At 41.2% G+C, this 23,726-nt stretch carries 19 protein-coding genes; 13 read left to right on the plus strand and 6 right to left on the minus strand.

Translation table 11 applies throughout. The annotated features are described in order from the left end of the window. Window positions 1-31: 31 nt before the first annotated feature. From M1D52_RS23950 to M1D52_RS23970, 5 genes are all read left to right on the plus strand, one after another. A complete protein-coding gene (locus M1D52_RS23950) occupies window positions 32-532 on the plus strand; it encodes a hypothetical protein (RefSeq protein ID WP_437394183.1) in 501 nt (166 codons plus the stop codon). 28 nt (window positions 533-560) lie between these two features. Next, the gene (locus tag M1D52_RS23955; protein ID WP_437394207.1) at window positions 561-1,136 is read left to right on the plus strand and encodes a non-canonical purine NTP diphosphatase; all 576 of its coding nucleotides are present in this window, start codon (window positions 561-563) and stop codon (window positions 1,134-1,136) included. Window positions 1,137-1,146: 10 nt separating this feature from the next. Beyond that, entirely contained in the window at window positions 1,147-3,639 is a 2,493-nt protein-coding gene (locus M1D52_RS23960; RefSeq protein ID WP_437361127.1) for a PIG-L family deacetylase, read from the plus strand. A gap of 2 nt (window positions 3,640-3,641) precedes the next feature. Beyond that, on the plus strand, window positions 3,642-3,836 hold the full coding sequence (locus M1D52_RS23965; protein WP_013664754.1) for a hypothetical protein: 195 nt from the start codon (window positions 3,642-3,644) through the stop codon (window positions 3,834-3,836). 111 nt (window positions 3,837-3,947) lie between these two features. After that, window positions 3,948-5,642: a sodium:solute symporter family protein gene (locus M1D52_RS23970; protein ID WP_013664753.1), complete on the plus strand. Its 1,695-nt coding sequence runs from the start codon at window positions 3,948-3,950 to the stop codon at window positions 5,640-5,642. A 46-nt stretch (window positions 5,643-5,688) separates the two neighbouring features. Here the strand turns inward: M1D52_RS23970 and M1D52_RS23975 are convergent, their stop codons facing one another. The 4 genes from M1D52_RS23975 to kbl form a co-directional block, all read right to left on the minus strand. Next, the gene (locus M1D52_RS23975; protein ID WP_013664752.1) at window positions 5,689-6,264 is read right to left on the minus strand and encodes a TetR/AcrR family transcriptional regulator; all 576 of its coding nucleotides are present in this window, start codon (window positions 6,262-6,264) and stop codon (window positions 5,689-5,691) included. Next, the gene (locus tag M1D52_RS23980; RefSeq protein WP_013664751.1) at window positions 6,265-6,696 is read right to left on the minus strand and encodes a Rieske (2Fe-2S) protein; all 432 of its coding nucleotides are present in this window, start codon (window positions 6,694-6,696) and stop codon (window positions 6,265-6,267) included. Further along, entirely contained in the window at window positions 6,677-7,720 is a 1,044-nt protein-coding gene (pheS, locus tag M1D52_RS23985) for a phenylalanine--tRNA ligase subunit alpha (RefSeq protein WP_437394182.1), read from the minus strand. Before pheS ends, M1D52_RS23980 begins: the two co-directional genes overlap by 20 nt. A gap of 152 nt (window positions 7,721-7,872) precedes the next feature. Continuing rightward, complete coding sequence (gene kbl / locus M1D52_RS23990; protein ID WP_013664749.1) at window positions 7,873-9,063, minus strand: glycine C-acetyltransferase; 1,191 nt, start codon at window positions 9,061-9,063, stop codon at window positions 7,873-7,875. Between the two features lie 181 nt (window positions 9,064-9,244). Between kbl and M1D52_RS23995 the strand changes: the two genes are divergently transcribed. The 5 genes from M1D52_RS23995 to M1D52_RS24015 all read left to right on the plus strand — a co-directional run bounded on the left by M1D52_RS23995 (window position 9,245) and on the right by M1D52_RS24015 (window position 15,102). After that, window positions 9,245-9,730: a DinB family protein gene (locus M1D52_RS23995; RefSeq protein WP_130854541.1), complete on the plus strand. Its 486-nt coding sequence runs from the start codon at window positions 9,245-9,247 to the stop codon at window positions 9,728-9,730. Window positions 9,731-9,858: 128 nt separating this feature from the next. After that, entirely contained in the window at window positions 9,859-12,318 is a 2,460-nt protein-coding gene (locus tag M1D52_RS24000; protein WP_437394181.1) for a DUF5686 and carboxypeptidase regulatory-like domain-containing protein, read from the plus strand. A gap of 147 nt (window positions 12,319-12,465) precedes the next feature. Next, a complete protein-coding gene (gene xseA / locus M1D52_RS24005; protein ID WP_437394180.1) occupies window positions 12,466-13,998 on the plus strand; it encodes an exodeoxyribonuclease VII large subunit in 1,533 nt (510 codons plus the stop codon). 1 nt (window position 13,999) lies between these two features. After that, window positions 14,000-14,218: an exodeoxyribonuclease VII small subunit gene (xseB, locus tag M1D52_RS24010; protein ID WP_013664745.1), complete on the plus strand. Its 219-nt coding sequence runs from the start codon at window positions 14,000-14,002 to the stop codon at window positions 14,216-14,218. Window positions 14,219-14,241: 23 nt separating this feature from the next. Next, complete coding sequence (locus tag M1D52_RS24015; protein WP_437394179.1) at window positions 14,242-15,102, plus strand: TraB/GumN family protein; 861 nt, start codon at window positions 14,242-14,244, stop codon at window positions 15,100-15,102. 67 nt (window positions 15,103-15,169) lie between these two features. Here the strand turns inward: M1D52_RS24015 and M1D52_RS24020 are convergent, their stop codons facing one another. Beyond that, entirely contained in the window at window positions 15,170-17,314 is a 2,145-nt protein-coding gene (locus M1D52_RS24020; RefSeq protein WP_013664743.1) for a prolyl oligopeptidase family serine peptidase, read from the minus strand. 160 nt (window positions 17,315-17,474) lie between these two features. On the opposite strand from M1D52_RS24020, the gene M1D52_RS24025 reads away from it, so the two are divergent. Next, on the plus strand, window positions 17,475-20,150 hold the full coding sequence (locus tag M1D52_RS24025) for a glycoside hydrolase family 2 protein (RefSeq protein WP_437394178.1): 2,676 nt from the start codon (window positions 17,475-17,477) through the stop codon (window positions 20,148-20,150). Between the two features lie 190 nt (window positions 20,151-20,340). Next, a complete protein-coding gene (locus M1D52_RS24030) occupies window positions 20,341-21,090 on the plus strand; it encodes a UDP-2,3-diacylglucosamine diphosphatase (protein WP_041387168.1) in 750 nt (249 codons plus the stop codon). 117 nt (window positions 21,091-21,207) lie between these two features. On the opposite strand, the gene M1D52_RS24035 is transcribed toward M1D52_RS24030, so the two are convergent. Continuing rightward, entirely contained in the window at window positions 21,208-22,494 is a 1,287-nt protein-coding gene (locus M1D52_RS24035) for an MFS transporter (RefSeq protein WP_437361141.1), read from the minus strand. A gap of 133 nt (window positions 22,495-22,627) precedes the next feature. On the opposite strand from M1D52_RS24035, the gene prfA reads away from it, so the two are divergent. Further along, window positions 22,628-23,701, plus strand: a complete 1,074-nt coding sequence (gene prfA / locus M1D52_RS24040; RefSeq protein ID WP_013664739.1) for a peptide chain release factor 1 — start codon at window positions 22,628-22,630, stop codon at window positions 23,699-23,701. Window positions 23,702-23,726: the final 25 nt, after the last annotated feature.

A 23,726-nucleotide genomic window follows, 5' to 3' on the forward strand; every position in this document is an offset into this window, starting at 1 on the left:
TATTTTCGTTTGGGTTTACCACAATCGTACTATGACGCAGTTGAATACTACCAATCCTTTTGCTTTACGTTACCTACTGGATGATTTGCTCTTCGATTTCGAAGCTGACTTTCCTACAGCAACCGAGCAATCACCAAATATTGATCGCCCAACTTTCAACGTTCTTGGAGCCAATAAAAGCCGTATTCTCTATTTGGTAGAAAATATGACCGAAAGGCATTTCTCACCGGCGGCCTTGGATGCCTTTACCAAAACATTACACGCTTTAGGTCTTGCACTGGATGATGTGGCGGTTCTGAATCTTGCTCAAATAGAAGCGGGCGTAAATTTTGAAGACCTATGTAGTTATTTTGATCCTCAACGGATTATATTCGCCGGACCATCACCCGCTAAAGTAGGCATAGATGGCTTATCTCTTAATATAGCGTCTTCTCAACAATCCATCGAATTACTTTACACCTATTCTTTTGAGGAAATGTTAACAGATACAAATAAGAAGAAACTCTTTTGGCAAGCCGTAAAAGCCTTTTAAACACAAGCAATTTTAACACATGGAAGATATGCAACAACTGGTTTTTGCAACGAACAATAAACATAAACTGGAAGAAGTTCAAGCAATGGTGAAAGGTCTATTCTCCATTCAATCCTTATCAGAAATACAGTGTGAGGTCGATATCCCGGAAACCGCCGACACCTTTGAAGGCAATGCTTCGCTTAAAAGTGAATACATCCTAAGTAATTATGCCCGCGATTGCTTTGCCGACGATTCCGGGCTGGAGGTGGAAGCGCTAAACGGAGAACCGGGTGTTTACTCCGCTCGCTATAGTGGTTCGAGAGACATGGAAAAAAACATCGACTTGCTATTATCCAAATTAGCTGACAAAACCAATCGGAAAGCGCAGTTCAGAACCGTTATTTCCTTGCGATTGGGAGGAGAGCACCATTTCTTTGAAGGTATTGTTAAGGGCTCGATTACACAGGAACGTATTGGATTAAGAGGATTTGGATACGACCCAATTTTTATTCCGGATGGCTACATAAAAACTTTTGCGGAAATGTCGGCCAACGAAAAAAATCAGATCAGCCATCGGGCGGTCGCCATACAGAAATTAGTTACCTTTCTCAAGAATCGTTAAACATTGCCGTATGCCTCGTAGACAATTGCTTCCCCTGCTTATTATTAGTTTGATTACGCTATTTGTCCAACCCTTGTTGGCACAGAACGCATCCACTAATAACGCTGCATCTATCAGATTGCGAATCCAAAAATTAAACACGCTGGGCAGTGTGCTTTACTTTGCAGCACATCCTGATGATGAAAATACACGGCTGATCGGCTGGCTAGCAAATGAACGGCTTTATCGAACCGGTTACTTGTCGTTAACACGCGGCGACGGCGGACAAAACCTTATTGGTACCGAACAAGCCGAAGAGCTTGGTTTGGTACGGACTCAAGAGCTATTAGCGGCGAGAAGGGACGATGGCGGAGAACAATTTTTCTCGACAGCCAACGATTTCGGTTTTTCCAAAACTTTTGACGAGACTTTTCAAATATGGAATAAAGAAAAAATTTTGGCAGATGCTGTTTGGGTAATCCGGAACTTTCAACCTGATGTTATTATAACTCGATTTCCGGGCGACCCAAGAGCGGGACATGGACATCACCAAGCCTCGTCTCTCTTAGCACAGGAGGCCTTTAAAGCTGCAGCAGATCCATCTCGTTTTCCGGAACAGCTAAAATATGTAAAACCTTGGAAGACCACTCGAATTCTCTGGAACACCTATAATTTTGGCAGCGCGAATACAATTAAGGAAGGACAATTTCGAGAAGATTTAGGACAATACAATTCTTTTATTGGCAGAACCTACGGTGAGATTGCCGCTATCAGTCGAACCAACCACAAAAGTCAGGGCTTTGGCACCACCGCTCAAAGGGGCGAAATGTATGAATATTTTGAAAGTTTAGGAGGCACCCCTCCCCGGAAAAGTTTATTCGACGACATCAATACCAGCTGGTCGAGAGTTCCCGCTTCGAGAAAAGTACAAGAATTGGTGCAGCAGTTACAAGAGCATTACAATTTAGCGCATCCCGAATATTCTATTAAAAAGCTTACGGAACTTCTTACCGAGCTAGAGGGCTTGGGAAATAATTATTGGGCTCTTCAAAAAATAAAAGAAGTAAAAGGGCTTATTTTGGATTGTGCAGGGATCTGGGGCGCCTGCTTAGCCGATGACGAAAAATACGCGCTCGGTGAAACTGTTCACGCGAGCACTCATTTGGTGGTACAAAAACCCGGGTTATCTGTTTCGCTTTTGGCACTAAAAAACGGTGATCAAACCGAGTCTTTTTTAAGCGGTACAACCAATTTATCGTATAATCAGCCGCAACAAATAAAAACCACCTTTGAAGCAAAAACAATTACGCAACCCTACTGGTTAGCCTTTCCGCATCAACTAGGTTCATTTACGGTAAAAGATCAAAAGCTCATTGGGAAACCGGAAGCCGGCAATCTTCTTCCACAGGTAATTGCCACCTTGTCTATCGAAGGAAAAGAAATAGACTATATTTTTCCCGTCACCTATTCATATAATGATCCCGTACGTGGTGAGGTAAATAATCCGATTGTTATAGCGCCCCCCCTGACCGTCAATCTCAATCAAAAAGCGATCATTTTTAATGGAAATGAACCAAAGCAAATCGAGGTCTCTTTTACGTCTAACGGTCATCACAGCCAAGCGGATATTACGCCCGTGCTTCCGCAAGGCTGGCGGATGGAACCGGCATCCTTTTCGGTCGATTTGGAAGAAAAAGACGACGAATTGGTTAAACTAGCAACCATTTATCCATCATCTAACGCTTCCATGAACGACTCTCTCTCTTTCGAGGTTCGTTATAGAAATGGCCAAAATGAAATAGCGAAATCGATACGGACCATTCGCTACGACCACATTCCACGAATCAACTGGTTTCCGCCGGCAAGTGCTCGTTTAAGTAAAATTGAGACCGGGGTATCCGCCAAGCGCATTGGCTATTTACCTGGAGCCGGTGACCTCGTTGCCGCATCATTGCGTGAGATAGGGTTACAGGTGGATGTTTTATCCGAAAACGATATTATGCATCAAGATCTTCAACAATACGATGCCATTATTACAGGGATTAGAATCTATAACGTGAATGATCGTATCCGTTATATACAACCCAAACTACTGGATTATGTAAAAAATGGCGGTACGCTTGTAGAACAATATAATGTAAGTGGCGGACTGAAAACCACCCAAATTGGTCCATACCCCTTTACTATCACCAGAGAGCGTGTTACTAACGAAAATGCACCGGTTCGCCTCATCGAACCGCAACATCCCATTCTTCAATATCCCAACAAAATAACGGCGGACGACTTCGAAGGCTGGATACAAGAACGGGGGTTATACTTTGCATCCAATACCGATAGTCATTACCAATTACCTTTGGCTATGAATGACTCGGGTGAAGCAGAGAGCAAAGGGTCACTTTTAGTAGCAAAGTATGGAAAAGGTAAATATGTTTACACATCTCTTTCTTTTTTCAGAGAATTACCGGCAGGAGTGCCCGGTGCTTATAGATTATTTGTAAATTTGCTCGCAAAAGAAAACAATTAAACATGGAAAATCAAGAAAAGAAAATCAACACAGACTCTTTATTCTATCTTATCGGTGCTTTTTTTGGCGCTTTAACCGGAGGCTATTGCGCCGAATCTTTTTGGGGCGTAGTAGGCGGATTGGTTATTGGTCTGTTTATCGCTATGTTTTTCTTGAATGCTTTAGTAAAGCGCAGAAGTGAGGAAGAACCTGCCTAAAGATAAAGGCCTCCCCCCTTTTGTAAATAGCTGGCATCAATTCTACTGGATAGTGTTGATTTGGCTATTTGCGCTGATTCTATTGTTTTACTTATTCAAAATAACTTTTGAATGAGTTTAATCGATTGGATCGTACTTTTCAGCACGCTGTTGCTGATTGTTGTCTACGGCGTATATAAGAGCCGTGGCAGCAGCAATATTGATGGCTATCTATTAGGGAATAAAACACTTCCTTGGTATCATATAGGCTTCTCCGTAATGGCTACACAAGCCAGTGCCATTACGTTCCTTTCAGCTCCCGGACTTGCTTATTCCTCGGGTATGAGCTTTGCACAGTTCTACTTCGGCGTACCCTTGGCGATGATCGTACTGAGCATCACTTTTGTCCCTATTTTTCACCGAATGCGGGTCTTTACCGCCTATGAATACCTGGAAAAAAGATTCGACGTAAAAACACGTGTCTTCACTGCATTTCTGTTCCTTATACAGCGCGGTGTATCCACCGGCATTACCATTTATGCTCCTTCTGTTATCCTTTCGAGCATTTTGCAGATAGATGCTACTTATACGACCTTGTTCATTGGCTGCTTGGTGGTGATGTATACGGTATGGGGAGGAACGAAGGCCGTCTCTTATACCCAACTGCTACAGATGGGTATCATCTTTATCGGCTTGCTTTCAGCGGGTGTAATGGTTGTCCACCTATTACCATCCGATATCGGTTTGGTAAAAGCCCTGCATATAGCGGGAAAATCCGGGAGAGCCAATGCGATTGATTTCTCTTTCGACTGGAATAACCAATATACTTTGTGGAGCGGTTTAATAGGCGGTTTTTTTTTACAATTGTCTTATTTTGGCACCGATCAAAGTCAGGTTGGACGCTACCTGACCGGCTCCTCGATACGCGATAGTCGACTGGGTCTACTAATGAATGGCCTTGTTAAAGTTCCGCTTCAATTTCTGATATTAATGATCGGCGTCCTCGTTTTTGCCTACTATCAGTACAATCAGCCTCCTATTTTTTTTAATAAACTGGAATTAAACAAAATTGAAAAAAGTCCCTATCAATCTGAATTACAGCAGATCAAAGAGCAATTCAATACGGTTTTTCAAGAGAAACATCGTTTAATCAATAAATTGAGCAACGCGTTGGACACGCATTCTGATGCTGAAATTGACGACATCAGAAAAGATTTACATAGCGCCAACCAAAAAACGACCGAAATCAGGGAAGAACTAACCCGCCTCATGCAAAAGAATGACCCGAAAGCAGATACGAATGATAACAATTATATCTTTCTTAATTTCGTCACGGAAAAGCTTCCCAAAGGGCTCGTAGGCATCTTAATAGCCATTGTTTTTTTAGCTTCGATGGGATCAACCGCGAGTGCGCTCAATTCGCTGGCTTCAACATCTGTTATTGACATCTACAAACGATTTATTCATCGGGATGGCAGTGCCAGTAATTATCTAAACGTGTCGAGGCTTATGACCTTATTTTGGGGTATATTTACGATTATCATTGCACTATATGCCAATCGTCTTGGTAATCTCCTTGAAGCGGTCAATATTCTGGGGTCCTTATTTTACGGCACCATCTTGGGCATATTTATTGTTGCCTTTTATATGAAACGCGCGAAGGGAACTGCGACCTTCATTGCTGCTATTTTTGCCGAAATTTTAGTCATTATTTGTTGGCGCGCAGATATGATGGCCTTTTTATGGCTTAATTTAGTCGGTTGTGTCTCGGTCATGTTCTTTGCCACCTTAATCCAGGCTATAATACCTCGCATATCAAAAAATTGATGCCTTAAAACGAAGAATCTAAGTCCTAAAAGTACCCGAGTAAGGGTTAACTGACGGTTGCTTTCACTAAATAAGGTAGTATCTCTTTTTGAAAGGAAACAAAATACTTTCGAACATCGGCCACACTTACGGCCGTAAAAGCGAACGAAAACACAATACTTTTGCTCGACTTAATTAAAAATACTAAGTTTTCTTTAGGTATACCGGGATCAATAATATGGCTCTCGTTAAAAGAACTGATCAGTAAATTCTCCAAATCGTCAGAAAGCGTTTTTAAATACTCTTGTGCATTGGCCGACTCTCGAATGAAATCCCAGCCAATAAATTCATTACAGATGGTATAGGTTAAACGACTGACCTTCAAAATAAGATTACTTAAATACGTGCCTTGATCGGTAGCCGTACTTGGGTTATGTATGAGTTCGTCTACGCCGACCTGAATATAATCCATTAGGATGGCGTGTAAAACCATTTCCTTGCTATCGAAGTATTTATAAATGGTAGCTTTGGCTATTTTAGCCTTTTTCGCGATCTCATTGACGCTGGTTTTGTTATAACCATAGCGTCGGAAGAGATCCTTTGCCGACCGTTTGATACTTTCTTTAATTTTATCTGCTTCCATTTAATTAATAACTCTTATAAGATTCCCATCTCTCCTCACCTGGTAAGGTTTTAACGGTCGCTCAGCCGGAGCCTTTGAAGGCATACCGCTTCTGATATCATATTTCGCACCGCTGCATGGATCTACCAAAATAATACCGGTGTCATCCACATTTACAGCACACTTTTTTTCCGGATTAACTGTACTGCAACGATCGTAGGCTACATAACCGCTTCCTGTATTATAAACAATTATACCGGCAACACCACCGGTTTCCGACACGGCGTAGCCTCCCGCCACCTCCAGTTCGTGGTATTGGGTGGTAGAAAACGTTTGGTTAACAACCACCTCAGGAATCCCATAATAGTCTTTTCCACAGCCGCAGACGATAAAGATCAGCAACGGACATATCTTCCAGAGGAAGCTCTTTGTCTTAAATTGTCTCGGTTTCAAATTGTCTTAAAAAACGTATATCATTTTCAGAAAACAAACGCAAGTCTTTGATTTCATACTTCAAGTTAGTTATGCGCTCAATGCCCATTCCAAAGGCAAAGCCTGTATATTTCTTTGCGTCAATCTTACTGTTTGTTAACACATTCGGATCCACCATACCACATCCTAGGATTTCAACCCAACCGGTGTATTTACACATATTACATCCCGCTCCTTTGCAAATGGTGCAAGAAATGTCCATTTCAGCAGACGGTTCCGTAAAAGGAAAATAAGATGGACGGAAACGAACTTTGGTTCCTTCACCAAAAAGTTCCTGAACAAAATGGTATAAGGTCTGTTTTAAATCAGCAAAAGAAACACCTTCATCGATATATAAACCCTCTATCTGATGGAAAAAACAATGTGCTCGAGCGGATATTGCCTCATTTCTATAGACACGTCCCGGCATAATAGCACGGAAAGGAGGAGTCCCACTTTCCATCATTCGTACTTGCACCGATGAAGTGTGCGTACGGAGTGCAATATCATTACCTTCTTGTTTCCTGATAAAGAAGGTATCCTGCATGTCTCTTGCGGGATGTTCTTCCGGAAAGTTAAGCGCCGTAAAATTATGCCAATCATCTTCAATTTCCGGACCCTCGGCCACAATGAAACCAAGTTTTTTGAAGATTTCCACAATCTCTTTTCGTACAAGGGACAAAGGATGGCGAGTACCAATTTCAAAACCTGGTCCAGGCAGGGTTAAGTCTTGTTTTTTCGTATCCGTCGAAGAATCAGTTGATACCTCGAATAAATCCTTTGTTTCGGCATATCTTGCTTCTGCCAATTGTTTAAATTCATTCAACACTTTGCCCAAAAGCCGCTTTTCTTCACTCGAAACATTTTTGAACTCTTCAAACAATCCTTTGACGATCCCTTTCGCTACCAAAAATTTCAGTCGATAGTTTTCGACTTCTTGTTGTGAATGAGGAGTCCAATTATTTATCTCTTCTGTATATTGATTAATTTTTTCCTGTATACTCATTTTTAACTCTTTATAAAATAAACAAAGCCCAGCCAATGGGCCGTTTATTTTTTGCAAACTTAGATAAAATGCTCGAAATTCACGAACAGCAGCGAAGCACCGGCCTTCCTGTTTGCATTAATTAATTCCATACAATTATCAATTTATCTTAACTAGTTAATTACGCCCAATTGCTTTCCTACCTTGGTAAAAGCGGTGATTGCTTTGTCTAGATGTTCCTGTTCATGAGCAGCGGATAATTGCACGCGGATCCGGGCCTTTTCTTTAGGAACAACAGGATAATAGAATCCGATTACATAGATCCCTTCTTCCAGCATTTTAGCGGCAAACTCTTGTGCTAATTTAGCATCGTAAAGCATCACCGGAACAATGGGATGGAATCCAGGCTTAATATCAAATCCCGCTTCCGCCATCTTCTCTCTAAAGTACTTGGTATTGTATTCTAGTTTATCCCGTAATGCCGTCGTTTCGCTTAACATATCCAGAACTGCGATAGAAGCGCCGGCAATGGCCGGTGCCAGTGTATTGGAAAACAAATAGGGTCTTGAACGTTGACGAAGCATATCGATGATTTCCTTTTTCCCCGAAGTAAATCCGCCGGAAGCACCACCCAAGGCTTTTCCCAAGGTCCCTGTAATAATATCAATGCGGCTCATAACACCAAAATGCTCGTGTGTACCTCTTCCTGTTTTACCGATAAAGCCCGTGCAATGCGATTCGTCAATCATAACCAAGGCTTCGTATTTATCCGCCAAATCACAGATCTTATCCAGCGGAGCGACCACCCCATCCATCGAGAAAGCACCATCGGTAACAATAATACGATGTCTAGCGCCTTTTGCAGCAATTAATTGCTTTTCCAAATCCTCCATATCCGCATTCTTGTATCGGAAACGTTGTGCTTTACATAGGCGAACGCCGTCTATAATAGACGCATGATTCAATTCATCAGAAATGATGGCGTCTTCTGCTCCAAATAACGGTTCAAAAACACCCCCATTCGCGTCAAAGGCTGCCGCATACAGAATGGTGTCCTCCGTCCCAAGAAACTTAGCTATTTTTGCCTCCAGTTCTTTATGTATATCCTGTGTCCCGCAAATGAATCGTACGGAAGACATGCCGTAACCATGTGTGTCTATTGCTCTTTTTGCAGCATCAATAACTTTTGGATGAGACGAAAGCCCTAAGTAATTATTCGCGCAAAAATTCACAACTTCCTTGCCTCCACTTACTTTTATATCCGCGCCTTGAGGAGTCGTGATAATACGTTCCCGCTTATATAAGCCTGCCTCTTCTATTTCGGCCAATTCTTTTTGCAATACAGGTTGAAGTGTTTTATACATAAATTCAGTGATTTGCGGTAAAAATACAGATTTAATGATAAAAGCTGAAAAGATGATAGAAATGATTATCTTTCGGTAATCGATCTAAACATATAGCGACTCCGATTAACTATATGTTAAATCTGTGCCGGATTTTTTATCTTTGGAATACTGTAAACCATTATACTTTAAGCCTTATTTTATGAGTAATCTGTTAATACAAAATCTAGTAAAGCAATTACAGGATGTTCAAGACGGTGACCTATGGTTAGATGAAAACTTCATAAAAAAAATTGATACATTAACACCGGAGCAGGCGCTCACTCGGCCCATTCCCGATATACACAGTGTTGCCGAAATCGTTTCACATCTGTTGGAATGGAGAAGGGATTGTATCCGTAAGCTGCAAGGCCAAAAAAGCACATTGACCATAGAAAGCAACGAAAACTGGCGTTCGAACAATGAGTTAAAGCAGATAGGATGGAAAAAACTGAAAGATGATTTTTATGCTTCTCAATACCACTTGATACGCTTGATTGAAATACGGGATGATGCCTTTCTCGCTCAGGAATGCGGTACATACACCTTTCAAGCGCTGTTGGAAGGGATGATACATCACGACCTTTACCATTTAGGCCAAATAGGAATTTCCATTAAACTACTAAAAGTTAACGGCCTTTTAAAATAAAACCCGGTCTAACCTGCTCATCTCGTTATATCGGGTTTAGCACGTAAACCCTTATTAACATACTTTAACAAAAATAAATGTAACCTTTCAAGCTTGCAGACCATCTTAAGAGCATATCTCATATGCTGATGAATCGAATCGTTACCCTTATTTTCTTTCTGTTTACAAATATTGCCGCAGCTCAACAACTAACTTTAAAAGGGTCGATACGCGATGCTGATGGCTTTCCGATACCATTTGCGACTATTGTTAAAGAAGGCTCTTCGATTGGCACCTCGGCAAATAAAGAGGGACATTTTAACCTATCGCTACCGGAAGGCCGGCACCAATTAAGTATTTCGGCAGTTGGCTACAAGCAAAAAACAATCACCGTGAAACCGCCTCAACACGACAGTCTTATCATTCACTTAGATGGGGAGATTTACACATTACAGGAGGTAGTTATCGGAAACCGGGAAGACCCCGCTTATTCCATCATTAGAAAGGCAATAAAGAAAAGGCCCTATTATTTAAAAGAAACAGGCCCCTATCACGCACATGTATATATAAAAGGCTTGCAACGTTTACTTAAAGCACCAAAGAAATTCTTTGGTGTTGATATGAACGAAATTGGAGAAGAAATTGGCCTGGATTCTGCAAGAAGAGGCATCATTTATTTATCTGAATCGGAGTCCAAGATTACCGTCAATCCGCCCAAGGATTTCAAGGAAGAGATGATCAGTTCCAAAATTTCAGGCGATAATAAAGCCTTTAGTTTCAATAGGGCCTCTGAGCTTCAACTTAATTTTTACGAGAACTACCAACATATTGTTGAAGGTTTGAGTAACAGGCCCTTTATTTCTCCCATTGCCGATAATGCTTTAGCATATTATCGATATCAATATCTAGGCACCGCAGAAGAGAAAGGGAAGACGATTATCAAAATTAAAGTAATTCCTAAAAGAAAGGCAGAGCCACTTTATAAAGGCAATATATATATTATTGAAGGTGAATGGCGTATTCATAGTGTGAATTTTCTACTTGATAAGGAGTCGAGCATCAACTTTGTCGATTCGTTGAATCTCAAACAGCTTTATACAGAAGTAACGGAAAACAAATGGATGCCTTCTAATATCCAATTGGATTTTAAGGCTGGTCTACTTGGCTTTCAAGTTGGTGGTTATTTTACGGCTATTTATCAAAACTATACCTTTATCGATGCGCCCGATAAGAGACTTTTTCGGGAGGTATTATCTATAAGTGGAGACGTGAATAAGAAAGACAGCCTGTATTGGGCGAAGAACAGGCCAGTTCCATTAAGTCCGGAAGAACAAAAAGACTATATAGCAAAAGATAGTTTATATCGTTTTCATCAATCGAAAGCGTATTTGGACTCCATCGACAGAAAGAATAATCGCTTCAAACCACTGACATTTCTAACGAGTGGGTATAACTACCGCAATCGTTATAAGAAAGAATCCATTCGCTTTAACGGCCTCTTAACATCAATGCTCTTTAATAGCGTTGAAGGTTTGGCGATTAATTACGGTATAAATTACAATCGACAACTCGACAGCGGGCTAAATCGATATTTTCGTATAAATGGACGCATTCGATATGGATTTGCAAACAAACACCTCAATGGTATCGTGAGCACGGATCTTCCTGTTAAGAATCAAACCTTCGTACTATCTGGCGGTAGGGATGTCCTCGATCTAAACAACCAGGGTTCACTTCCCACTTTATTAAATAGCCTGTACACCTTATTTGTCGGGGAAAATTATCAAAAACTCTACGAAAAAACCTTTGCTTCCATAGCGTGGAGCAATACCTTGCCGGGCAATATTAAAATCAGCCTGCAAGCGGAATGGTCAAACCGCCATTGGCTACCCAATGCTAGCGATTTTACGTTCCGGGATCGCAATTCAAATAAGCTTACCTCCAACAATCCCTTACAACCGGACGCCGACGTTCCGCTTTTCACAGACAATAAATCCACAAAAGTCCGGGTCGGTTTAAGTTATGACTTTTCAAATCGTTATGCCATGTACCCAACGGGCAAACGTTATCTGGTTTCTAAATATCCAACCTTTGGTATCCAATATATTAAAGGCATTAAGAATGTCTTAGGCTCAGATGTCGATTACGATTTGCTTACCACAAGTGTTCAAAAAAACAATATGGGCCTAGGTCTATACGGCAAGGTGTCCTTTTCAGTTACCGCTGGAAGCTTTTTTAACAATAAGCAGCTTTTTTATCCGGATTACAAACACTTTAATGGAAATAGAATCTTACTCGTTGACCAGCAGCTAAGTTCCTTTTTAGCCTTAGATTATTATCAGTACAGCACTCCATCCAATTTCGTGGAAGCCCATATGGAGTATAATCTCGGCGGTATGTTCGTCAGTAAGGTGCCCCTATTACGAAAGCTGAAGCTTGAAGAGCTTATTGGATTGCATTACCTACACACGTCTGAATTAAGTAATTACAGTGAATTGCATGTTGGTTTACAATGGAAAATGATCCGACTAATGTATGCGCATTCAAGAAGTGCTGCCCAGCCCCTCAATCAAACAAATACATTAAGGATAGCCTTAAAACTATTTTAGTGGGGAGGTCGTTAGTCGAAGCGTACTTCATACAATCGACGCTTTTAGACTGGTATTTCTGCAAGCTATTTAAGAATCTACACTATAGCGTAGTGTAAAAAATCAACTCCTCTTCGCGAATGTCGTGCATTTTATCTAAGTTTGAGTATGCCCGAAATAATTGCAGATAAAACTATCTTTTCATTGGCGGAGGTAGCTCGCAGCATCCAAAAGACAATAGCAGACCGCTATAAAAGCTTGTATTGGATAAAGGCTGAAATGAACAAACTAAATCACTATTCTCATTCAGGTCATTGTTATCCCGAGCTGTTGGAGAAGCAAGAGGGAAAGGTCATTGCAGAAATTCGGGCAACATTATGGAAAAGCGACTATGAGCGTATTAATCAGCGTTTTGTCGAAATCATTAAAGAGCCATTAAAGAATGGGATCAATATACTTTTACAAGCATCAATTAGCTACGATCCTGTACATGGATTGAGCCTACATATTGTCGATATCGACCCTTCGTACTCGTTAGGAGAATTGGAACGAGAAAAACAGGCCAGTATTGCTTTGCTGAAAGAAGAGGGCCTTTTTGAGGCAAACAAACTGTTGCCTTTTCCTTTACTGCCTAAACGTATCGCCATCGTTTCGGTAGAAACGAGTAAAGGCTTAGCCGATTTTTTAAAGATTATCGATCATAATTCTTTCGGTTATCGTTTCGAGTACGAGTTGTTCCCGGCTCTTTTGCAGGGTGAAAAATCCGTGATCTCCATCATCGATCAGCTAGCCAAGATCCGTTTACAACTGCAACGTTTTGATGTCGTTGCGATCATAAGAGGAGGTGGAGGAGAGGTTGGTTTAAGCTCTTACAACAATGTGTTATTAGCGAAAGCCATTGCCACTTTTCCTATCCCTGTAATAACCGGAATTGGCCATGCGACCAATGAGACCGTTTCAGAGCTAGTTGCCTATAAAAATGCCATCACGCCCAGCGCGTTGGCTGATTATCTTTTACAACATTTTCACAACTTTGCTCGCCCGGTAACCTATGCGGAACAGGTACTTCGATTGAAAACGCGGCAGCTCTTCGATAATCAGCAACAATTGCTAAATAACAACATCCGCTATTTTAGAATGGCGAGCTTGAATATGTTACATGAAAACAAGCATCAATTAGCGAATTTACGTAACCGTACACTTCAACAAAGCAAATATCAACTGATCCAGGAGAAAGGATCGTTTCAACGCCTTAAAAGCCAATTATCCACGCAGTCAAAGCGCACTTTAATGGAAGAAAAACAGGCCATCACTTTTCTAGGACAACGATTGAAACGTGAGAACCTCCATTTAAGCAAGCGTTCAAGACAGGTAATTCGGCAAATCAGAGATCAACTAATCCGCCAAAGCCATCAAATCGCAAAAAAGCACCATGCAGCTCTCACAACATTACATAAAAATCTAGCACCTGGCACCAAGAGATTATTAGTGGAAGCGATTAAATCACTGGACAATCAAGAGCGCCACCTATCTATACTCGACCCACAACATGTACTGAAAAGAGGGTATAGCATCATGCTTTTTCAGGGAAAAGCTGTAACTGATGCGCAGGTCTTGAAGGTGGGCGATAAGGTAAAGACGATTTTAGCATTTGGCGAAACAGATAGTCAGGTTACTTTTGTAAACGAAATAAAGAAATAAAATGGATAAGCAATTAAGCTATACATCAGCATTTGAAGAACTTCAGACAATTGTGGAAGAAATCGAAGATGGAGAAATTACGGTAGACGAGCTTTCAAACAAAGTGAAGCGTGCGGCATTGTTAATCAAAATCTGCAAAAGTAAACTAACTGAAACCGAAGCAGACGTCAATAAGATTTTGGAGGATCTGGACAATGAAAATTTGAAGGAAGATGAATAGAATGCATCAAGAATAAGAATGTTATGAAACGATTTGTTCTATTAATCGGGCTCCTATGGTTTTCTTTCGTTATTACATCGAAAGCACAAACATCAACAGATCGGACGACGCTTTGGGAATTCACGGGAAATGGCCTTTCGACCCCCTCTTACCTGTTTGGCACTTTCCATCTTTTATGTCCGAATGATTTAATTTTTACAGAGGCCCTCAAGCAAAAGCTCGAAGCAAGTCAACAATTATACCTTGAGCTGGATTTTTCGGATCCTCAGATCGGTATGAAAATGATGGAAAATATGCGCATGCGAGGCAAGACATACCATGATTTATATGATAGCCTAACCTATCGCCAAGTAAGTGACAGCCTGGAAAAAATAGCGCATATTCGTCTGGAAACGCTAAATAACATGAAGCCCTTTGGCCTATATTCCATTGTTTTAATGGGTGCATTACAATGTCAGCCCGCTAGCTGGGAATTGCAATTGGTGGATTTAGCAAAAGCCAAAGGTATGAATATCGCCGGCTTAGAAACGGTAGAGAGCCAGGCTGCGCTTTTTGATACGATTCCTTATAAAGTTCAAGCAGAACAACTAAAAGAAATGGTATTTAATTTGGACAGCACGGCTACGGAAATAAACGAGCTTATCAACCTTTATAAAAGCCAGGATATCCACACCTTGCACAGTCGAACGATAACTGATCCGCTCATGCAGGATTATTTAGACCTAATGCTGTACAATAGAAACGTCAATTGGATTTCCATTATAGAAGAAAGTGCAAAATCTCAAGCCACCTTCTTTGCTTTTGGGGCTGGTCATTTGGCTGGGGATAAAGGTGTTATTAATCTTTTGAGAAAAAGAGGGTACACAGTAAAACCCGTGTATTGATAAACAAAAGAGGGGATCTAAAAACGAATTTTTAGCTCCCCTCTTTTATTAGTTCTATATTTCACATTTATTCGCTATACCCAACCCCCATATTCTGAAACATAAAAGCCCATTTATCGGCTTGTTCCTGAATAATCATAGCTGTTGGTTTACCTGCACCGTGTCCGGCCTTCGTTTCGATTCGAATCAATACCGGATTGGTTCCCTTATTGTATTCCTGCAAGCGCGCCGCAAATTTGAAACTATGAGCAGGCACAACTCGGTCGTCATGATCGGCTGTTGTTACCATCGTTGCCGGGTATTCAATCCCTTCTTTTAATGCATGATAGGGCGAATATTTATACAAATAATCAAACATTTCTTTATTATCATCCGCGGTTCCGTAATCGTAGGCCCAACCAGCGCCGGCCGTAAATTTGTGATAACGTAACATATCCAGAACACCCACCGCAGGGAAGGCGACTTTATATAAATCCGGTCGTTGCGTCATAGCGGCGCCGACAAGTAAACCACCATTGGATCCACCGGAAATTGCCAAACGCTCTTTTGATGTATAGTTTTCTTTAATGAGGTATTCGGCGGCGGCTATAAAGTCATCAAACACGTTCTGTTTCTTCAATTTAGTTCCTGCTAAGTGCCATTTTTCTCCATATTCGCCGCCGCCACGCAAATTGGCTACTGCATAAACACCTCCTTGTTCCAACAATAAAACTGTTGATACACTAAAGGAAGGCGTTAGACTGATATTGAAGCCGCCATATCCATATAACATCGTTGGATTGCTGCCATCAAGTACGATCCCTTTTTTATAGGTTATAATCATCGGAACCTTCGTGCCATCTTTAGACGCATAAAACACCTGTTTGGATTCGTAATCCTCAGGGTTGAACAACACATCGGGCTTTTTGTATATCGTCGACTTACCGGAAGCTATATCATATTTGAAAATGGTGGGTGGATATACATATGATGTAAATGAATAGTAAAGCTCCTTTTCGGTCTGTTTTGCCTCAAAGCCATTGGCCGTACCAAGTCCAGGTAATTCTACGATTCGCTCTTCTTTGCCACGCCTATCAAATTGTTTTACCAAAGACGTAGCATCTTTTAAGTAAATGGCGAACAATTTGCCGCCGCCTTTCTTTATGTTCAGCACATTTTCGGTTTCCGAGATCAAATCTTTCCAGTTGGCGGGTTTTGGATCGTTAATATCAACTGTTACCACTTTATAGTTTGGTGCCCCCAAGTTTGTTAAGATAAATAGCGAGTCTCCTTCGTTATCGATTATGCTGTGTTCTTTGTCAAAATTATCTACTACCTGAACGATTTTAGAATCCGGCTTGCTTAGATCCTGGATATACAATTCATTGCCACTTGTGGTATTTGCTGCCGTGATAACCAAAAACCTTTCATCCTCAGTTAAATAAGCCCCGATATATCGCCTCGGCGTACTTTCGCCACCAAAAATCAGTTCATCTGAACTTTGGGGAGTGCCTAGTTTATGGAAATACAATTTATGATATTGTGTCAAACCCGACAGCGCGCTCCCCTCTTTCGGTTTGTCATAGCTACTGTAATAGAATCCTTCATTGCCTTTCCAAGCCAAGCCTGAAAATTTAACATCGATCAATGTATCACCTACGACTGATTTATCTTCTGCTTTCCAAACAATTACTTTGCGCCAGTCGGAACCGCCTTCTGAAACCTGATAGGCTACTAAACTTCCATCTTTACTGAAATTGATATCTGCCAAAGATGTGGTTCCGTCGGCCGAAAATTTATTGGGATCCAAAAACACCTCACTCTTACCCTCTTTTTCTTCTCGGTATATAACCGATTGATTTTGGAGTCCGTCATTCTTAAAGTAGTATGTATAATTGCCTTCTTTGAAGGGAGCCGATATTTTCTCGTAATTCCACAATTTCTCCAAACGTTGCTTGATGGCGTCTCGGAAGGGAATCTGAGAAAGGTAGTCATTTGTCACTTCGTTTTGGGCTAACACCCATTCTTTGGTATCCGCCGCTGTATCGTTCTCCAACCAACGGTATGGATCAGGAACTTTCGTGCCAAAATGATCGTCAACAAGATCAATCTTTTTTGTTTTTGGATAAGGCTTTAATTTCATAGCTGTAGCTGGTTCGATGGTTTTTTGATTATTGTTGCATGCCATCAAAAAAGATGCTAGCAGCAACAATCCTGAGTACGTTTTTACCATGTTGAATAAATAAAATTTACATTGTGAATTATTTGTTCAATATTACAAATAAAAAAGCCTCTTTTGAATACGGAATCGATTCCTTTCCTTATTTTTACAATAAATCCTTAGGTTTGCCAAGGAAAAAGCTTCCGCCAAACTGTTTTAATAAAACTTACAAATGAATACCGCTTTACCGTCGACTAAAACGATTTATTTACTAACTCTTCTCACGCTTTTCTCCTTATTTTCCTTTGCACAATCATACGAATTGAACAAAGGTTGGATATTCAGGAACTACAAAGAAGTATCCTTGTCGGGTGAGAAACTTTCTGATCCTTCTTCAGTCATTCAAGGTTGGAAGCCGGCCACTGTACCGGGAACAGTATTGACCGGTATGCTGAACAATCAGGAGATTCCGGATCCTTTTTTTGGCATGAATAACAACAAGATCCCGGATATTTATACAGTTGGCAGGGATTATTACACCTATTGGTTCGTGAATGATTTTGAAGAAGGCATTCCAACCGGCGATAAACAGGTATGGTTGCATTTTAGAGGAATCAACTATAGTTGTGAAATCTTTCTCAACGGTAAAAAAGTGAATACTAAACCCTTCAAAGGGATGTATATCCGCAAGCGATTCAATATTACAAAGCTCCTTGCTTCAAATGGCAAAAACAGGTTAGCCGTCATTGTGTACCCACCTGACGTTGTAGGCAATCCAAATGGCGGACAAGGCGGAGATGGCACCATCGCCAAAAATGTTGGGTTACAATACACTGCTGGTTGGGATTGGATTAAACCTATACGGGATAGAAATACCGGCATATGGGATAAAGTAACGATTGAAAAAACGGGTGCTATTTCCATTATCGATCCCCATATCATTACGGAAGTTCCCGGAAAAAGGGAAACCAGTGGCATCCAGCAACCTGCCATTATTAAAGTTTCCACAACTTTGCGCAACGCGGCCAATAGACCTATAAGTGGCGCGCTGCAGTATCGCTTAGATGGACAATTAGTTAAGCAAAGTGTTACTCTTCGTCCTCAGGAAGAAAAGGAAATAAAACTCCCGGATTTAATCTTAAAGAACCCAAAGTTATGGTGGCCATCGAATTATGGACAACCCTATTTGTATCCCATGGAGCTAAGTTTTGTACCCAATGCAGCCAAAACCACTAGTGATAAAAAAGATCTGAAAATAGGTATCCGGGAGATTCAAACCTACTGGAATCCACATACACGTAGCCGGGAGGTAGCGGTTAACGGTCAAAAAATATTCATCAAAGGTGGCAATTGGATCATTTCAGATGCGATGCTTCGCTTCTCAAAAGAACGTTATGACGCCGAAATTCGCTTTCACCGGGATATGAATCTAAATCTTATTCGAATTTGGGGTGGTGCGTTGGTGGAGCGACCGGAATTTTACGAAGCTTGCGATCGTTATGGGCTACTTGTCTTTCAGGATTTTTGGATGTCCGGCGATTGTAACGGACGATGGGAAGATCCATTGAAGAAAGACGATCAATGGACAAGGCGACAATACCCGGATGACCATCAATTATTTCTTGAATCTGCTGCCAATATGATCAAAATGATTCGAAACCATCCCTCTTTAGCATTTTATTGCGGTGGTAACGAAATCACACCTCCTGATGATATTTTAGTTCCACTCCGGGATTCCATCTTGCCGAAATTGGATGGCACCAGATGGTTTGTTGATTATTCCAATTCAGATGCTATGTCGCAAAACGACATTGGTGGGAACGGCGATGGCCCATACGGAATACAGGACATCAAAACATTTTGGGCTGATAAGACCTGGCCCTTTAATTCGGAAGTTGGCTCCGTTGGTGTGGGCGACCTGGAATCATTGAAGCGATTTTTACCGGAAGAAAATCAAATTGCACCCTTATTCACGGGCTTTAACGCCGAGGGTCGAGTACAGGAAACCGTAGACTCGGTTTGGCAATATCACACCTATATTGGCTATGGTGAACATATAGCGCCTTATGGAAAAACAAACAATTTGGAAGATTTCGCAAACAAGGCGCAACTAGTCAATTATAATCAATACAGGGGCCTGATGGAGGGCTTTAGTGCCCATATGTGGGATTGGTATACGGGTACAATCATCTGGAAGACGCAGAACCCCTGGACTTCCTTGCGCGGTCAAATGTACGACTATTACCTCGATCCAAATGCTGGTCTTTATGGCTTAAGGAGTGGCAGCGAACCATTACATGCTATGTATAATCCAGTAGACGGTTTTGTTTCCATTGTCAACAACCATTTTGAAAAACGTAACAATATAATGCTTGTTATTCATGCATACGACATGCAAGGGAAAGCTTATCCAATAACAAAGGTATTTGCATTTATGGAACCTTCATCTGTTAAAAAAATCATGTCCATCAAAAAGCAAATCGACGAATTGGCAAAAGACAAAGGGGCTTTTTTGCGTCTACAGTTAATGGATGCAGGGCAACACCTATTAAGCGACAATTTCTATTGGTTGCCTGATGCGAAAGGTTATTATAGCGGTTTAACAGATATGGCCAACTGTAAGCTCGATATTCAAGTCAAACAAATCACACCTGGAGAATATGCGGTCACACTGGCCAATAATGAACACGATAATATTGCCTTTTTCAACCGGCTTGCTTTGGTCGACAATCGTACGCACCAACGGATCTTGCCAACTTTTTATAGTGACAATTATTTATCGGTAGTCCCCGGCGAAAAAAAGACGGTCATGATAAGTATTGATCCTGCGCTAACTCGAGGCAAACAAGTTGTTTTGACAAACGCAGGTTGGAACGTGAAACAAACAGCGGTACTGATTTCCGAATAACAGCTCACTGTAAAACGAAGGTTTTATTTCTTTCTCGCTTTGGCTTGATAATTTTTAGTTTCATCTCACTTGCCAAAAACTTGATTAAGGGAAGCCTTCCTATAATCCTAGCCTATTATACAGATAAGCAGAAGCCATATCCCAAAAGCAAGCTTTTTAAATAAGCTTGCTTTTGGTTACCTTCGCGTCGATGGTAGAAAACAAAAAGATATATTTCGCCTCCGATTTTCACCTAGGCGTGCCAACCTATGAGAAAAGCCGTGAACGGGAGGCCCGACTGGTTCGCTGGCTTGAATCCATTAAACATGATGCCGCCGAGCTTTACCTTTTGGGAGATATTTTTGATTTTTGGTTCGAATATGCAACAGCCGTACCGAAAGGATTTGTTCGATTTTTAGGTAAGCTCGCAGAATTAGCAGACAGCGGAATCAAGATCACGTTCTTCAAGGGCAATCACGACATGTGGATGTTCAGTTATCTTCAAAAGGAGCTTGGGGCTAAAATTATAGCAGACGAATTGATTATTGAACGGCAAGGAAAGCGTTTTTATCTGCATCATGGAGATGGCCTGGGCCCAGGGGACGCTAAATACAAGTTTCTTAAAAAATTCTTTAGAAGTAAATTTTGCCAATGGCTCTTTGCCCGCATTCACCCCAATCTAGGAATTGGAATCGCGCTGCGGTGGTCGCAAAACAGTCGAATCGCCAATAATAAGAAAGAATGGCGCAAGGAAGCTGAACAAGAATGGCTGATTGTATATTCCAAAGAAGTATTACAAAAAGAACATTTCGATTATTTGGTTTTTGGTCACCGGCATCTACCCTTAGACATCGATCTGGGGAACAACAGTCGATACATCAACCTTGGCGAATGGGTAAACTACAACACATATGCTGTTTTTGATGGGCATAATTTGGAACTAAAAACATTTGAAGGGTGATAGGTAACACGATAGCTTTACATGGTTACGGCCTTAACCGAATATCCGGCGCCACTACCAGCCTATTAGCAGATAGTGACGCCTCCTTATCATTTTCATACGCTAACACATTATTCGCTATATATCCGCTTGCAAGGCGGGTGGTGTTTTTATCTTTTTTCTCGACCGCAGATATAAAACCAATCCGGCAAAAATAATGGTCAATACAATGGGAATAACGAGTGTAATTCTAATTACCTCCGGTCCTGCTAAACTTTTAGCCTGATTGAGTGCCTGATTCATCGATGTCCCTTCCGCTGCGCTCAAATAAGTGGCAAGGTCAGCACCGGCAGGAAGATAATTTAGTACCAACCCATCGTAAAAGTTCCCCATAAAAATACTATAAATAGATACGGCGAACATTCCGGCGCCTCCCATTAGATTTAATCCTAATGCGCCGGATTGAGGAATATGTTCTGCGACGAAGCCGATCATCGTTGGCCAGAAATAACAAACCCCTATACCAAAAACAATAGCCGCAAAAAATATAGCATTACCGGTTAAGGTACTGAGAAGGTATAGGCCTATTGCCGAAACCATTGCTGATAAAAGCAACACACCCTGTGGCGACAAGCGATGTACAATAGGTCCTGCCAAACCTCTCCCCACTACCATTACACCGGTAGTAAGTGTTAATATGAGGATGGCATTATTTGTTAAATTTTTCAACAGCACGTCTATCCATTGCCCGGTAAACAACTCAGTGACTGCCGTACCAAACATACAGATCAACATAACGATAAATAGAGGAGATAGTACCGCTTTGTACATATCGGTTGTAGAATATCCGGAAGCCACACGCTCTGTAACCGGAAATTTTAAAGAGGAAAACAGATAACCATAGATTAGCGTAGGAATGATCATAATCGCCACCTGCCACTGCCAGCCAATTTCCAGCGTATTCAACAATAAAACGATGAGGGTACCAATAACGATCCCACCAGGGAACCACAAGTGAAAATGGTTCAATTTAACTGTTTTATTATCAGTATACAGTGAAGCAACCAAGGGATTACATGCCGCTTCAACCGTACCATTAGCAATACCTATCAGTAGTGTTGAAATAAACAGTGTCCAATAACCGGCTGCAAATACCGTTAATAATATTCCTGACAAATGCAGTATAAAGGCCACCACTAGTAGCTTTTTCATTCCGATAGCATCCACCACAAAACCGCCGATAATAATCGCCAGGGGGAAACCCCAAAATGCAGACGCCGTAATGACACCTAGTTCCGCTGTGCTCAAATGAAAATCGATAACTAGCTGATTCATGATACCTGCCCTTATACCAAAAGAAAGAGAGGTTACCAGCAAAGCTAAACAGCTTGCTACAAAAAGTTTGTTGCGTTCAATCGCTTGCATAATAAGGCTTTTAAGTTTATAATTACCCAAAAGTAAGTTTTTTTGGCTAACTATCGCAATTGCATATGAAAAGCATTTTATCTAAGTTTGTAAACTTTTTGCCCAACGGGGTGAAAAAGCAAATCATACTAGTATGTTAGAGAAGTTAGAAGCGATAAAATTACGTTGGGAAGAAGTAGAACGTGAATTGAGCAATCCGGATACCGTAAACGACATGAAGCGTTTTGCAAAGCTTAACAAAGAATATAAAGACTTAGGTAAAATCGTTGATGAATATTATATCTACAAAAATATCATCAGCAATATAGAAACCAATAAGGATATACTAGCCAATGAGAAGGATCAGGAACTGAGGGAGATGGCCAAAGAAGATTTAGATGCCTTACTTGTTCAGAAAGAAGAAAAAGAAGAAAAAGTAAGACTTATGATGATTCCCAAAGATCCGGAGGATGCCAAAAATGCCATTTTCGAGATCAGAGGGGGGACCGGTGGGGACGAGGCTGCTTTATTCGCAGGTGATTTATATCGTATGTATACTAGGTATTTTGACCAGAAAGGGTGGCGGGTCGAAGTAATGGATGTTACGGAAGGTACTGCAGGAGGATATAAAGAAGTTATCTTAAAAGTAAGTGGTGAAGACGTTTATGGCCAATTAAAATATGAATCAGGCGTACATCGCGTACAGCGCGTACCGGATACGGAGACTCAAGGCCGAGTACATACTTCAGCCGCTTCTGTCGCAGTACTACCCGAAGCAGAGGAGGTGGATGTGGAAATCAATCCTGCTGATATTGAAATGCAAACATCCCGCTCGGGAGGTGCCGGTGGTCAGAACGTTAATAAAGTAGAAACGAAGGTGCAATTAACGCACAAACCTTCGGGGATTGTAGTTGTATGTCAAGTAGAGCGCTCACAGCTAGCGAATCGTGAGCTAGCGATGGAGATGCTACGGACTAAATTATACGAACTGGAAGTACAAAAGAAACACGGGGATATTGCGGCCAAACGGAAAACGATGGTATCTACCGGCGATCGCTCGGCCAAAATACGCACCTATAACTATCCCCAAGGGCGGGTAACCGAGCATCGTATTGGTTTGACCATGTATAACCTTCCGGCTATTATGGATGGTGACATTCAGGAAATTATCGATGCGCTTCAATTTGCTGAAAATGCTGAAAAAATGAAAGAAGGCGGTCTCGAATAATTTTTTTAACAAAAAGATTTTAATT

Source organism: Olivibacter sp. SA151 (assembly GCF_054130995.1).

Bases quoted from the DNA above. Each gene is read 5' to 3' on its own strand.
- M1D52_RS23950 (WP_437394183.1), top strand. From the start codon at position 32: ATGACGCAGTTGAATACTACCAATCCTTTTGCTTTACGTTACCTACTG.
- M1D52_RS23955 (WP_437394207.1), top strand. From the start codon at position 561: ATGCAACAACTGGTTTTTGCAACGAACAATAAACATAAACTGGAAGAA.
- M1D52_RS23960 (WP_437361127.1), top strand. From the start codon at position 1,147: ATGCCTCGTAGACAATTGCTTCCCCTGCTTATTATTAGTTTGATTACG.
- M1D52_RS23965 (WP_013664754.1), top strand. From the start codon at position 3,642: ATGGAAAATCAAGAAAAGAAAATCAACACAGACTCTTTATTCTATCTT.
- M1D52_RS23970 (WP_013664753.1), top strand. From the start codon at position 3,948: ATGAGTTTAATCGATTGGATCGTACTTTTCAGCACGCTGTTGCTGATT.
- M1D52_RS23975 (WP_013664752.1), bottom strand. From the start codon at position 6,264: ATGGAAGCAGATAAAATTAAAGAAAGTATCAAACGGTCGGCAAAGGAT.
- pheS (WP_437394182.1), bottom strand. From the start codon at position 7,720: ATGAGTATACAGGAAAAAATTAATCAATATACAGAAGAGATAAATAAT.
- kbl (WP_013664749.1), bottom strand. From the start codon at position 9,063: ATGTATAAAACACTTCAACCTGTATTGCAAAAAGAATTGGCCGAAATA.
- M1D52_RS23995 (WP_130854541.1), top strand. From the start codon at position 9,245: ATGAGTAATCTGTTAATACAAAATCTAGTAAAGCAATTACAGGATGTT.
- M1D52_RS24000 (WP_437394181.1), top strand. From the start codon at position 9,859: ATGAATCGAATCGTTACCCTTATTTTCTTTCTGTTTACAAATATTGCC.
- xseA (WP_437394180.1), top strand. From the start codon at position 12,466: ATGCCCGAAATAATTGCAGATAAAACTATCTTTTCATTGGCGGAGGTA.
- xseB (WP_013664745.1), top strand. From the start codon at position 14,000: ATGGATAAGCAATTAAGCTATACATCAGCATTTGAAGAACTTCAGACA.
- M1D52_RS24015 (WP_437394179.1), top strand. From the start codon at position 14,242: ATGAAACGATTTGTTCTATTAATCGGGCTCCTATGGTTTTCTTTCGTT.
- M1D52_RS24020 (WP_013664743.1), bottom strand. From the start codon at position 17,314: ATGGTAAAAACGTACTCAGGATTGTTGCTGCTAGCATCTTTTTTGATG.
- M1D52_RS24025 (WP_437394178.1), top strand. From the start codon at position 17,475: ATGAATACCGCTTTACCGTCGACTAAAACGATTTATTTACTAACTCTT.
- M1D52_RS24030 (WP_041387168.1), top strand. From the start codon at position 20,341: ATGGTAGAAAACAAAAAGATATATTTCGCCTCCGATTTTCACCTAGGC.
- M1D52_RS24035 (WP_437361141.1), bottom strand. From the start codon at position 22,494: ATGCAAGCGATTGAACGCAACAAACTTTTTGTAGCAAGCTGTTTAGCT.
- prfA (WP_013664739.1), top strand. From the start codon at position 22,628: ATGTTAGAGAAGTTAGAAGCGATAAAATTACGTTGGGAAGAAGTAGAA.